13 protein-coding genes and 1 pseudogene are annotated in these 11,914 nt (G+C 72.7%); 8 read left to right on the top strand and 6 right to left on the bottom strand.

The window, feature by feature from the left end; translation table 11 throughout:
• Positions 1-98: 98 nt before the first annotated feature.
• Positions 99-881, top strand: a complete 783-nt coding sequence (locus tag ACFXDE_RS09975; RefSeq protein ID WP_380449225.1) for a VOC family protein — start codon at positions 99-101, stop codon at positions 879-881.
• Between the two features lie 93 nt (positions 882-974).
• Here the strand turns inward: ACFXDE_RS09975 and ACFXDE_RS09970 are convergent, their stop codons facing one another.
• A complete protein-coding gene (locus ACFXDE_RS09970) occupies positions 975-1,973 on the bottom strand; it encodes a MerR family transcriptional regulator (RefSeq protein WP_380492676.1) in 999 nt (332 codons plus the stop codon).
• A gap of 154 nt (positions 1,974-2,127) precedes the next feature.
• Here ACFXDE_RS09970 and ACFXDE_RS09965 point away from each other — a divergent pair, with 154 nt between their 5' ends.
• The 4 genes from ACFXDE_RS09965 (at position 2,128) to ACFXDE_RS09950 (ending at position 5,033) form a co-directional block, all read left to right on the top strand.
• Positions 2,128-2,667: a carboxymuconolactone decarboxylase family protein gene (locus ACFXDE_RS09965; RefSeq protein WP_380492674.1), complete on the top strand. Its 540-nt coding sequence runs from the start codon at positions 2,128-2,130 to the stop codon at positions 2,665-2,667.
• A gap of 33 nt (positions 2,668-2,700) precedes the next feature.
• On the top strand, positions 2,701-3,684 hold the full coding sequence (locus ACFXDE_RS09960; protein WP_380492672.1) for a hypothetical protein: 984 nt from the start codon (positions 2,701-2,703) through the stop codon (positions 3,682-3,684).
• A gap of 119 nt (positions 3,685-3,803) precedes the next feature.
• Positions 3,804-4,184: a MerR family transcriptional regulator gene (locus tag ACFXDE_RS09955; protein ID WP_380492670.1), complete on the top strand. Its 381-nt coding sequence runs from the start codon at positions 3,804-3,806 to the stop codon at positions 4,182-4,184.
• Between the two features lie 45 nt (positions 4,185-4,229).
• On the top strand, positions 4,230-5,033 hold the full coding sequence (locus ACFXDE_RS09950; RefSeq protein WP_380492668.1) for an alpha/beta fold hydrolase: 804 nt from the start codon (positions 4,230-4,232) through the stop codon (positions 5,031-5,033).
• 45 nt (positions 5,034-5,078) lie between these two features.
• Here ACFXDE_RS09950 and ACFXDE_RS09945 read toward each other — a convergent pair whose 3' ends face one another.
• From ACFXDE_RS09945 to ACFXDE_RS09930, 4 genes are all read right to left on the bottom strand, one after another.
• A complete protein-coding gene (locus ACFXDE_RS09945) occupies positions 5,079-5,651 on the bottom strand; it encodes a DinB family protein (RefSeq protein ID WP_380492666.1) in 573 nt (190 codons plus the stop codon).
• A 79-nt stretch (positions 5,652-5,730) separates the two neighbouring features.
• On the bottom strand, positions 5,731-6,525 hold the full coding sequence (locus tag ACFXDE_RS09940; RefSeq protein ID WP_380492664.1) for a TetR family transcriptional regulator: 795 nt from the start codon (positions 6,523-6,525) through the stop codon (positions 5,731-5,733).
• An 85-nt stretch (positions 6,526-6,610) separates the two neighbouring features.
• Positions 6,611-7,477: a BTAD domain-containing putative transcriptional regulator gene (locus ACFXDE_RS09935; RefSeq protein ID WP_380492662.1), complete on the bottom strand. Its 867-nt coding sequence runs from the start codon at positions 7,475-7,477 to the stop codon at positions 6,611-6,613.
• Between the two features lie 394 nt (positions 7,478-7,871).
• A complete protein-coding gene (locus tag ACFXDE_RS09930) occupies positions 7,872-8,621 on the bottom strand; it encodes a ScbR family autoregulator-binding transcription factor (protein WP_380492660.1) in 750 nt (249 codons plus the stop codon).
• A 363-nt stretch (positions 8,622-8,984) separates the two neighbouring features.
• Between ACFXDE_RS09930 and ACFXDE_RS09925 the strand changes: the two genes are divergently transcribed.
• Both ACFXDE_RS09925 and ACFXDE_RS09920 read left to right on the top strand, forming a co-directional pair.
• Positions 8,985-9,440 (top strand): ArsR/SmtB family transcription factor, encoded by a 456-nt coding sequence (locus tag ACFXDE_RS09925; protein WP_380492658.1) that lies wholly within the window; start codon positions 8,985-8,987, stop codon positions 9,438-9,440.
• A complete protein-coding gene (locus ACFXDE_RS09920; protein WP_380448456.1) occupies positions 9,437-9,925 on the top strand; it encodes an SRPBCC family protein in 489 nt (162 codons plus the stop codon). The genes ACFXDE_RS09925 and ACFXDE_RS09920 overlap by 4 nt, the downstream gene beginning before the upstream one ends.
• A 69-nt stretch (positions 9,926-9,994) precedes the next feature.
• On the opposite strand, the gene ACFXDE_RS09915 is transcribed toward ACFXDE_RS09920, so the two are convergent.
• On the bottom strand, positions 9,995-10,468 hold the full coding sequence (locus tag ACFXDE_RS09915) for a MarR family winged helix-turn-helix transcriptional regulator (RefSeq protein WP_380492656.1): 474 nt from the start codon (positions 10,466-10,468) through the stop codon (positions 9,995-9,997).
• 223 nt (positions 10,469-10,691) lie between these two features.
• Here ACFXDE_RS09915 and ACFXDE_RS09910 point away from each other — a divergent pair.
• Positions 10,692-11,897: pseudogene (locus ACFXDE_RS09910) on the top strand (MFS transporter).
• Positions 11,898-11,914: the final 17 nt, after the last annotated feature.

Here is an 11,914-nt window from a genome sequence, read left to right as displayed (position 1 = left end):
TCCCCCCGCCCCCCCCCGGGACGCGCGCTGCGATCACGTCTCGCGGGCTGCGTCTTTAGTTTCGCAGCCCGGCCGACCCCCAGGGAGAAAGGGCGATCATGCCTGAAGTCACCACCCCGTACGCGACCGGCACCCCCTGCTGGGTCGACCTCATGGCGAAGGACCAGCAGGCCGCGCTCGACTTCTACCGCGACGTCCTCGGCTGGCAGGGGCAGCCCGGCCCGGCCGAGTTCGGCGGGTACGCGGTCTGCGAGCTCAACGGGAAGGCCGCGGCCGGGATCGGCCCGGCGATGGCCCCGGAGGGCATGCCGGAGCCGCCGACCGTGTGGACCAGCTACCTGGCCTCCACGGACGCCCAGGCCACCCAGGACGCGATCGTCGCGGCCGGCGGCACGCTGATGGTCCCGGTGATGGACGTCGGCAACCTCGGGCGGATGCTCATCGCCGCCGACCCCCAGGGCTCGGTGTTCGGCGTCTGGCAGCCGGGCGAGTTCTTCGGCGCGCAGGTCGTCAACGAGGCCGGCGCGCTCACCTGGAACGAGCTGCACACCAGCGACATCCAGGCCGCGACCGCCTTCTACGGCGAGGCGTTCGGCATCGAGATCGAGCCGCTCGACGGCGCGGACTCCTACTGGGAGGTACGGGTGGGCGGCCGGGCGGTCGGCGGGGCCACGCTGCTCGCCAACGACCCGCCCGGCACGCCCGCGCACTGGCTGACGTACTTCGCCGTGGACGACACGGACTCGACGGTCGACGCCCTGGTCAAGCGGGGCGGCACCGTCCTGGTCCCGCCCTTCGACATGATGGCCGGCCGGATGACGGTGGTCGCCGACCCGCAGGGCGCCCCGTTCGCGATGATCACGCCGACCCCGATGCAGTAGGGACGCGTGCCGTAGGACCGCGTGCCGTAGGGACGCACCTGCCCGAGTCCTCCGCCCGCCCGGGCCTTCCCGGGCGGGCGGACGCACGCCGGACTACGCGCCGTCCTGGTGCCGCAGGGCCCGGGCGAGCCAGGAGTACACCGGGGTCAGACCGGGCACCACCTGCCAGCCGTTGACGATCCAGACCAGACGCCAGTACCGGTCCACCCTCGGATCGTGCGCTTCCTCGAAGCGCTGGGCCAGCCAGTCCCGGAACTCCGCGTCCGGGGTGCGCGCGAATGCGTCGGCGTAGCGCCGCACGAGCTCGTCGATGACGGGTGCGGCACCGTCGCCGTGCGGGTCGACGCCCGCCTCCGTGGCCTCGGCCACCTTCTGACGGGTGAACGCCGTCAGCTCCTCGCCCGCCTCGCGCTCGATGTCGGGCGTGCGCCCGCCGGCCTGGTGCGGGAGCGTCCGGCGCATCCGGGCCCGGAAGTCCTCGTCGCCGACCAGTTCGGCGAGCTCCACCCACGAGGCGACCTGTTCGGTGGTCGGTTCCTCGGGGAGGTCGGGGGTCGCGGCCCGGACCATGGCGGCCGCGGCCGGGGCGGCTTCGGCCGGGGCGCCGCCCGCAGGGACGCCGTCCGCCGGGGCGTCGCCCGCCGGGGAGTCGCCCGCCGGGCCAAAGGTGCCGGCGATGAAGTCGTCGATCAGCCGCCGCCGTTCGTCGGCGGACAACTGCGTGAGCTTGTGCACGAGTCTGGTCTCCTCGGGGTCGGAACCGCGCCCGGCCACGACGCGCAGTACGCTCCGGCGCAGCTGCAGCTCCCGGATCTGCACGTCGATGGCGTCGGCGTGCGCGGCGGCGACCTCGGCCATCGGGAGCTCGCGGTCCGCGATCCGCCGGATCGCGGGCAGGTCGATGCCCAACTCGCGCAGCGTGCGGACGAGTTCCAGGCGGAGCAGGGCGTCGAGGTCGTAGCGCCGGTAGCCGGCGGGACTTCGGGTGGTCGGCGCCACGATCCCCGAGTCGGAGTAGAACCGGATCGTCCGCACGGACAGGCCGGTGCACCGGGAGAGCTCCCCGATCGAGTAGAGGGTCGTCGCGTCCATGGCCCTCACTCTGCTGTCTCCAGTCACTGGAGACTCAAGGCCAACCGTCCGCCCGCCTCGTTTCAGGGCCAGGGCAATCTCGGAGTTGGCGGACGGGCGCGACGCTCAAGACGATGGAGCGCCGTCCGTCCTTCCCGACCGAGGGAGTACACCCGTGCCGCACATCGCCATCGACAACGGACTGCCGGGGATCAGCGGCCTGCTGGCGCTGCGCCCGGACACCGCCGCCCCGCTGGGGCTGCTCGCCGACGCGCTGCTGCGCGCGCCGGCCCCGATGAGCCGGGGCGAGCGCGAGCTCGTCGCCGCCTACGTCTCGCACCTCAACGGCACCCGCTTCTGCACCGGGGCCCACGGTGCCTTCGCCGCCGCGCAGTTGGAGGAGGGCGATGACGTGGTGAAGGCGGTCCTGGCCGATCCCGCCACCGCGCCGCTCACCGACCGCATGCGGGCCCTGCTGCGGATCGCGGCCGAGGTACAGGGCCGGGTCGGGCCGGTCTCGCACGAGGCGGTGGCGGCCGCCCGCGCAGCCGGCGCCGGGGACACCGAGATCCACGACACCGTGCTGATCGCCGCCGCGTTCTGCATGTACAACCGGTACGTCGACGGCCTGGCCACCGACCTCCCCGAGGACCCGGGCTACTACGCCGAGGGCGCGAAGCGGATCGTCGGCTCCGGCTACGGCCGGGGGAACTGAGCACCCGGCACCGGCCGACGAGGAGACGCCGCCATGAGCACGTACGCATCGGGCCAGCCGGACACCACGGCCGGCCACGCCCCACGTCCACTCCCCACCCGTACCTCCCTGTTCGTCACCGGCGACTTCCCCCGGCGCCGCTGGCCGACCGTGCTGCTCGGCACGCTCGGCGGGCTCCTGCTGGCGTACGCCTGGAACGCGAACCTGGTCGACGACCAGATCGGCTTCGGCACCGCCGACGCCCTGCTCGGCCACGACGCCCACGGCACGCCGATCACCGGGGTGGTCTCCGGCGTCCTGTTCGCCTTCGTCTCCGGGCTGGCCGGCTCCTTCACCGCGTGCAACATCGCGGCCTTCGGCGCCGTCGGCCCGCTGGTCGGGCAGTCACCGTCGCTGCGCCACCGGCTCCTGCACGTCGCCAAGCCGCTGGGCTGGGTCTTCGCGGGCATGGCGCCGGTCTCGGCCGCCTACGGCGCGCTGGTCGGCCTCGTCGGCACGCACATGCCGCAGTTCTCGACGGCCGCGGGCAAGGGCCTGACACCCCGGGCGCTGCAGTCGATGACGGCCTTCGGCCTGATCGGGCTGGTGATGATCGTGCTCGGCCTGGCCGCCGTCGGCCTGGTCCGCGACCCGCTGGCCGGGCTGTCCCGGCGCTTCCCGAACGCACCGCTGGTTCTCGTCGGCGCGATGATCGGCGGCTTCCTGGTGGGCCGCCCGTACCCGCTCTTCCGCGACCTGTTCCGGCACGCCGCCACCACACACAACCCGGTCTACGGCGCGGGAGCGTTCCTCCTGCAGTCGATCGGCAACATCGCCGTCATGGCGGTGCTGTTCGTGGCGCTCGCCTACGGAACGGGCGGCCGACTGCAACGGGTGCTGGCGTCCAGGCCCGCCCGGATCAGCGTGGTGACCGCAGCGGCCTTCCTCGTCGCCGGGGTCTTCACCGTCGTCTACTGGGACGTACGGATGCTGGCCAGGCTCGGCTACCTCTGGTTCCCGCCCTCCCCCTGGGGCTGAGCCTTCGACCGGCGTCCGGCCGAGGCCTTGCCGGGCATACGGTCTGACGACGCATGCGGATATCCTCAAACCCTCACATCGATGTCATTGTCAAGGCCGGACGGCACGAGGGGCGACGCATGCGTATCGGTGAACTGTCCGACCGGACCGGGACTCCCCCGCGGCTCCTGCGTTACTACGAGCAGCAGGGGCTCATCACGCCGGAACGTGCGGCGAACGGCTACCGCGACTACGACGAGCACCTCGTCGACCGCGTCGTCCAGATCCGCGGGCTGCTGGACGCCGGGCTGCCGACGCGCATCATCAAGCAGATCCTGCCGTGCCTCGACAAGCCGCGCGTCATCCACTTCCCGGACGCGACACCGGACCTGATCGCGACGCTGGAGAAGGAGCGGGACCGCATGAGCGACCGGATCCGGTGCCTCACCCGCAACCGGGACGCGATCGCGGAGTACCTGGAGGCGGTCCGCGCCACCGCCCTGGATCCCGTGTCGGCCTGAGCCGCTTGACCTTGACACTTATGTGAAGGTTGCACACTGACTTTCATGACTGACGCCCGCATCTGGCACGCCGAGTTCGGCCACGGCACCCCGATCGTGCTGATCCACGGCTACACGATCGACCACCGGCTCCTCCTGCCCCTCGACCCCGCGTTCGCCGACCGGCCCGGGTGGCGGCGGATCTACCTCGACCTCCCCGGGCACGGCAACAGCCCGCGGCTGCCGGGGAGGACCTCCGCGACGGCGGTGGCCGACGCCGTCGTCGAGCGGATCCGCGAACTCGTCGGGCAGGAGCGGTTCGCCGTCGTCGGGCAGTCGTTCGGCGGGCAGCTGGCGCGGGCCGTGACGGCGGCGTTCGGCGAGCAGGTGCTCGGCTCGGCCCTGATCGTCCCGGTCGTCCGCTGGGGCACGGACCGGACGCTGCCCGAGGAGACGGTGGCCGAGCGCGACGAGGAGTTCCTCGCCGGCCTCTCGACCTCGGAGCAGCAGGTGTTCGGCGCCGTCATGGCCCGTCACACCAAGACCGGTTGGGGCCTGTACCGACGGCACGTCGCGCCCGGCTGGGACGCCCACGACCGTACGGCGGCGGCCGAGCTGGAGGCCGACTTCCTGCTCCCGGAATGGCCGGAGCACGGTGTGCCCGCTCACGGCGGACGGCACCTGCTGGTCACCGCGCGCCAGGACGCGCTCGTCGGCTGGCGCGACCAGCTCGCGCTGCTCGACCACTATCCGCGGATGACGGCGGCGGTGCTGGACGGCACCGGGCACAACCCGCAGGTCGAGAGCGCGGACGCCGTCCGCGAGCTGGTCGGGCGGTGGCTGGACGAGCTCGCGCCGCCGCGGGGTTGAACCGTCTCGCCGGCGGACTACGGGACGGCGAGGGGGACGGCGTCGCTACTGGCCGACGCGTCCGTCGACGCACTCGCGCAGGAGGTCGGCGTGCCCGCAGTGGCGGGCGTACTCCTCGATCCGGTGCACCATCAGTTCGCGGATCGAGACCCGGTCCTTGCCCACGCGTGCGCCGAGGTCCGGGTGTTCGGCGAGGGCGGCGTCGGTCTCGGCCTGTTCGCGCTCCAGGTCGCGGAACGCGGCGTCCACGACGGCCTGGTCGGCGACCGCCCCGTCGAAGTCCGCGTCGCGCCCGCCGTACAGCCTGGGCAGCGGCTGGGACGGCGACTCGTCCTCGGTGAGCCAGTTGCGCCAGTCCCGTTCGACCTCGGCGAGGTGGCGGACCAGGCCGAGCAGTGACATCGTCGACGGCGGGACGGACCGGCGGGCGAGCTGCTCGGCGTCCAGGCCCTCGCACTTGAGCCGCAAGGTCAGCCGGTAGTTCACCACGTAGTCCAGCAGCGTGCCCAGTTCGCCGTCCGGGCTGGGGCCTTCGAGGGTCCGCGGGTCGTCGGCCGGATCGGCCCACATGTCCGGGTAGAGGGTCGCCCGGGTCCAGCGCGCTGGTTCGTCGGTCATGCGTCGCATCCTCGTCCGTCTCCGCACGAACCGCCACCGAATTACCTCGCACGCGCTGCTGCCCGGCCGGCCCGACGGCTTAGGCCGGCACGCCCGTCAGCGGCCTCGTGCGGTAGAGGGCCGCGGCGCCCGGCGGGACGAGGCAGGGCAGCAGCCACTCCCACAGCGCGGCGACCCGGCGGGCGCGCTCCTCCGGCGAGCAGTCCTCGCCGAACGTGACCTCCAGGCCGCACGCGGCCGTCACCACGAGCGTCTCCGGGCCGGTGCAGCCCGGGCGGTCGCGCAGTTCGCCCGCGCGGCGCGCGCCGGACAGCAACTCCCGGACCACGCCCGCCCATACGCCGTGGAAGCCCTGCGTCCCGGCCACGCACCCGCCTGCCGCCGCCGGGCCGGCCTGTGTCGGGCCTGACTGCGCTGGACCGCGCTGCGTGGGGCCGGGCTGCGTGGGGCCGGGCTGCGTGGGGCCGGGCTGCGTGGGGCCGGGCTGCGTCGGGACTTCCGCCGCCGGGCCCTGGGCCGCCGCCTCCCCCAGCCACGCGCCGCCCTCCCGGCCGAGCCGGAACGCGGCGCGGATCACCGCGTCCGAGCCGAGGGCGTCGACCAGCCAGTACCCCGAGTCGATCAGGGCCTGGAGCGGCGACGAGGCCGTGCGCAGCGTCGCGCACGCGCCGCGCAGCGAGCCCTCGGCCTGGTCCAGCACCGCCCGCGCCAGGTCCTCCTTCGACGCGAAGTGGAAGTACAGCGCCCCTTTCGTCACCCCGGCCGTGCCGGCGATCTCGCCGAGCGTGGCCCCCGCGTACCCGCTGCGGTCGAACAGCACCGCCCCCGCCTCCACCAGCCGCCCGCGCGTCCGCTCCGACCTCTCCTGCGCCACGTTCCCTCAACCCCTTACTGCTGCAAGCCAGTTCCGTTTACGCGCACCGCACCGAACAGTCCCGCCCGGGCCGCCCCCGTGGCCTTCAGCCCACCCGGGAGAACCGGGCCGCGGCGCCCTGCCGTTCGGCCGGGCGGACCACGGCGGCCGGTTCGCCACCGGTCTCGGCCCGTTCGGGGGCGGAGACCAGGATCGAGCGCTGCAGCCGCCGCAGCGCCGCTGACGGTTCCATGCCCAATTCCCGTACCAGAGTTGCACGGAGCCGTTGGTACACCTCCAGCGCCTCCCCCCTCCGGCCGGAGCGGTGCAGCGCGAGCATGTACTGGCCGTGCAGGCTCTCGTGGGTGCGGTAGCGGTCGACCAGGACGGTCAGTTCGGCGAGCAGGACGCGGTGGCGGCCGAGCCGCAGGTCGGCGTCGATGCGCTGGTCCAGGGCGCAGAGCCGGGTCTCCTCCAGGCGCTTGGCCTCGACGGCGAGCTGGCCGCCGGCCGGGACGTCCGAGAAGGCCGGGCCGCGCCAGAGGCGCAGCGCCTCGTCGAGCATCCTCGCGGCGAGCTTGTGGTCGTCGCCGTCCATCGCGCGGTAGCCCAGGCCGGCCAGGCGGTCGAACTCGCGGGCGTCGGTGAGGCCGCCGCCGCTGTTGAGCATGTAGCCGCCGGGGGAGGTCACGAGGACGTCCTTCGCGCAGGCGAACCCGGCGGTGGCCGCGCCGGTCGTGGCGATCGCGCGGTCGATGAGCTCGCGCAGCTGCAGGACGTACGTCTGCACGGTGGTGCGGGCGCTGCGCGGCGGGCGGCCGGACCATAGCTCGTCGGCCAGCGTGCCGGCCGGGACGACCTGGTCGGCCCTCAGCGCCAGTAACCCGAGCACCTGCCGCGGCTTCGGCGCGGACGGCACCACCGACACTCCGCACATCCGGACGTCCAACGCCCCCAGCACGCGGATCTCCATGACGACCACCCCAATCCACGGAACGCCCCCGGCGGATCCGCCGCGGCCGGCACCCGACTCCCCCTGGGTCGACACCCCGGGGCCACGATGACCAGTCAAAAACAGGACAGGCGGTTTGTCAATACAAAACCGAACGAGCTGTTTGTTTATGCGAATCGGGGTACGCCTGCTCGAATCTGGGGCGCGAACGGACCAGCCGTGCGCCGGTGCGCGGACGCGAGCGCACGCCTGGGCCCACGGGCGAACCAGGCGGACCAAGCGGCCGGGGCAGAGCGCGCAGACCAGGCGGATCGGACAGGCCGGGCACCCGGGCACAGGCGGACGGCGGCGCCGGGCCTCAACAGGCCCCGCACCGCCGTCGATCCGCCCGTTCCTGCGCGAGCGGTGCGCCGCCTCAGGACACCGCGACCGCGCCGCCGACCGCGTGCGCCTCGACCTCGGCGCCATTGCCGCCACTTCCGCCACTTCCGTCGGCGTCGCCTTCCGACGCCGCGCGGGCCGCCGCCGCCACCTCGGCGACCACCCGGGCGCCACGGTCCGGCCCCATCTGCAGCGCCCCGAGCACGCCCGGCACCGCGATGCTCGGCATCACGTGCTGGAACAGCCCGGCCACCCGGCGCTCCAGGTCCGCCCGGCCACTCAGCTTCTGGGACTGGATCTGAACCCCCGTCCACGCCGCCGTCAGCAGCCATGCCGCGTCCGCCGGGGTGACGTGCGGCAGCAGTTCGCCGCGCTCGCCGGCCGCGACCAGGAGCACCTCGAAGCGGGAGATCCACCCGAGGATCGCGCCGCCGCCGAACTCGTCGAACACGTCCTGGCCGAGGGAGAGCCGGGCACCGGCGCTCAGCAGCGGGTCGCGCGGCAGCAGATGGGCGACCACCATCCCGGTGTCCACGAACTCCTGGAGTTTGCAAGCGCGTTCGGGAACCTCGTCCTGGGCGAACTGCTCCTCCACCACGCCCTGCGCGAGATCGCGCTTGGACGCGAAATGGAAATAGACCGCGCCGCGCGTCACGCCGGCCCGGGAGACCACCTCGCCGATGGTCGCTCCCTCGTAGCCGAACTCGTCGAAGACAGAAGCCGCGGCCTCCAGGATCAGCCGACGCGTCCGAAGCGCGCGCTCCTGCCGTACCACCGGAACCACCCCGTCCTGACATTCTCGCGAAAAACAAAACCAAACACGCCGTATCTTAGCGACGGGCAGCCCGAAGGCGACAGGACAGCATCCGGGAATCGCCCCAGGTACTCCTCCTCCCCCACCCACCCGCGCTCGTCGGCGAATTCGGGATGCCCGGCCGCCCACCGACACCGCAAGGCCACTCCCCACGCGCAGTCGCACACAAAACCGAACGATCGGTATCTGTAGCGGCATGCCAGGCTCCGGAAAACCCGATCAAGCCCTCCGGCGACGCCCTCGGCATCTTTCTCAACCGATCGGTTGAAGAAGGCGGCGGACCGGCGTAGCGTTGTCCTCAACCAATCGGTTGAGAAGGAGCAGGGGTATCCGGTGGCCGTCGACCAGTTGTCCCGGGCGTTCGTCGCCCTGGCCGATCCGACCCGGCGCGACATCGTCGCCCGCCTCTCGGTCCGCGATGCGACCGTCGGCGAGCTGGCGGAGTCGTACGCGATGTCGATGCAGGCCGTCTCCAAGCACCTCAAGGTGCTGGAGGAGGCCGGGCTCGTCAGCCGCAGCCGGGACGCGCAGCGGCGGCCGTGCCACCTCGAACCGCAGGTGTTCGACTTGATGACGAGCTGGATCGAGCGCTACCGCCGCCAGGCGGAGGAGCGGTTCCGCCGCCTGGACGCCGTCCTCGCGGCCATGGCCGACGAGGCCGCCGACGACGGGTCCGCCGACGACGACCCGACAGGCGACGACCCGACAGGCGACGAGCCGGCCGGCGGAGGCCCCGCGCACAGCACAAAGACCGAAGCAGGCCCAGGACACGAAGGAGAGAAGCCATGACCTCCACCACCGGCCGCGAGACCCGGGTCGAGGCGGACCCGGCACTGCCCACCATCCGGATCGTCCGCGAGTTCGACGCCCCGCCGGCGCGGGTCTTCCGGGCCTGGATCGAGCCCGAGCTGGTCGCCCGGTGGCTCGGCCCGGACAACCACGAGACGAAGATCGACTTCTGGGACGGCCGCACCGGCGGGAGCTACCGCTACTCCATGCACCAGGACGGCCGGGAGATCGCCGCCTTCTACGGCTCGTTCCACGAGGTCCGGCCGGAGACCCGGCTCGTCCAGACGTTCACGTACACGGGCGTGCCGGACGGCGTCTCGCTGGACACCGCCGTGTTCGAGCCGGCCGGCGAGGGCCGCACCCGCGTCACGATCCTGTCCGTGGTCGACAGCTTCGCCGCCCGCGACGCGATCCTCGCGAGCGGCATGGAGAAGGGCGTCACCGAGGGCTACGCGAAGCTGGACGCCCTGCTCGCCTCGGAGTGACCGCCCGCGCCCGATATGAGGAAGCGCCCACCGCCTGCATGGCGGTGGGCGCTTCGTCGTACCGGGCGTTCAGCGCCGCCCGAGCGCCGACAGCGGGTTGACGCCCTCCACGGCCTTGACGAGGGGGGCGAGATCGGGGTTCTTCGCAGCCTCGTCGAGGGCCTCGCGGAGCGCGGCGTCGTTCGTGGGACGGGCCGCCTCCAGCAGCTTCAGGCCGTCCTCGGTCACGTTCGTGTAGATGCCGCGACGGTCGGTCGGGCACAGGTAGCGCGAGAGCAGGCCGCGGTCCTCCAGGCGGGTGACCAGGCGGGTCGTCGCGCTCTGACTGAGGACGACCGCGTCGGCGACCTGCTTCATCTGCAGGTGGCCGCCCTCGTCGTCGTGCTGGCGGCTGAGCACGTCGAGCAGCGAGTACTCGCGCACGCTCAGGTCGTGCCCGGCCTGCAGGCTGCGCTCGATGTGCGCCTCGATCCGGCCGGCCAGGAGGTACAGGGCGGCCCAGCCGTTGGCGAGGGCGGTCAGCGCGGGATCCGTGGCGGTCATGAGCGCGGGTCTCCTTCCGGGTTCGACGGTGTCAAGGATAAGCCCTCGGCAAAAATTTCGGCCTGGGCATGTATCCCGCTTATACAAGCATCCGGCCGGCGGGGCGGAGGGGCGGACGAGCAGAGTCACCACGAGCAAAAGCCCGCAGTTGCACCTATGCCGCGCCTGCAACTATTGTCGAGGCTCGTAAGGCGCTGTAGCAATCTCGTCTGGAGGACGCGCCATGCCTCTCGCACTCCTCGCCCTGGCCATCGGGGCCTTCGGGATCGGGACCACCGAGTTCGTCATCATGGGCCTGCTGCCCGAGATCGCCGGCGACTACGGTGCGTCCATCCCCACCGCCGGGCTCCTGGTCACCGGGTACGCGATCGGCGTCGTCATCGGCGCGCCGCTGATGACGGTGCTCGGCACCCGGATCGGCCGCAAGACGATGCTGATGCTCCTCATGGGCCTCTTCGTCGCCGGCAACCTGCTGTCCGCCGCCGCCCCGAGCATGGGCGTCATGCTCGCAGGCCGCCTCGTGGCCTCGCTCGCCCACGGCGCGTTCTTCGGGATCGGCTCCTTGGTCTCCGCCGACCTCGTCGCGCCGGACTAGAAGGCCGGCGACATCGCCACCTTGTTCACCGGGCTCACCGTCGCCAACATCGTCGGCGTCCCGCTGGGCACCTTCGTCGGCCAGGCCGTCGGCTGGCGCGCCACCTTCGTCGGCGTCGCCGCGCTCGGCGTGGTCGGCCTGCTCGGCATCGTCAAGCTCGTCCCCGCCCTGCCCCGCCCCGAGGGCGCCCACCTGCGCGGCGAGCTGACCGCGTTCCGCAACCCGCAGGTGCTGCTCGCGATGGCGATGACCGTGCTCGGCTTCGGCGGAGTCTTCGCCGCGATCACCTACATCGCCCCGATGATGACCCGCGTCGCCGGCTACTCCGACGGCGCCGTCACCTGGCTGCTGGTGCTGTTCGGCATCGGGATGTTCCTCGGCAACCTCCTCGGCGGCAGGTACGCCGACCGCAGGCTGATGCCGATGCTGTACGCCTCGCTCGGCGGACTCGCCGTCGTGCTCGGCCTGTTCACCCTCACCGCGCACGACAAGGTCCTCGCCGCGGTCACGATCCTGCTGATAGGAGCGCTCGGCTTCGCCACCGTCCCGCCGCTGCAGAAGCGCGTCCTCGACCAGGCGCACGGCGCGCCCACCCTGGCCTCCGCCGTCAACATCGGGGCGTTCAACCTCGGCAACGCCCTCTCCGCCTGGCTCGGCGGCCTGGTGATCTCGGCCGGTCTCGGATACACGGCCCCGAACTGGGTCGGCGCGCTGCTCGCCGCCTCGGCACTCGTCCTCGCCGTCTGGTCCGCCGCCCTGGAGCGCCGCGCCCCGGGCCGTACGTCCGCCGTTCCGACCGCTGTTCCGACCGTCTCGATCCCCGTCCACCACTGAACCGTTCCTTCAGGAGA

This window comes from Kitasatospora sp. NPDC059408, from assembly GCF_042751525.1.
GTDB lineage: Bacteria > Actinomycetota > Actinomycetes > Streptomycetales > Streptomycetaceae > Kitasatospora.
Note: the sequence above shows the minus strand (reverse complement) of the source record. Positions and strands in the feature narration are given on the sequence as shown.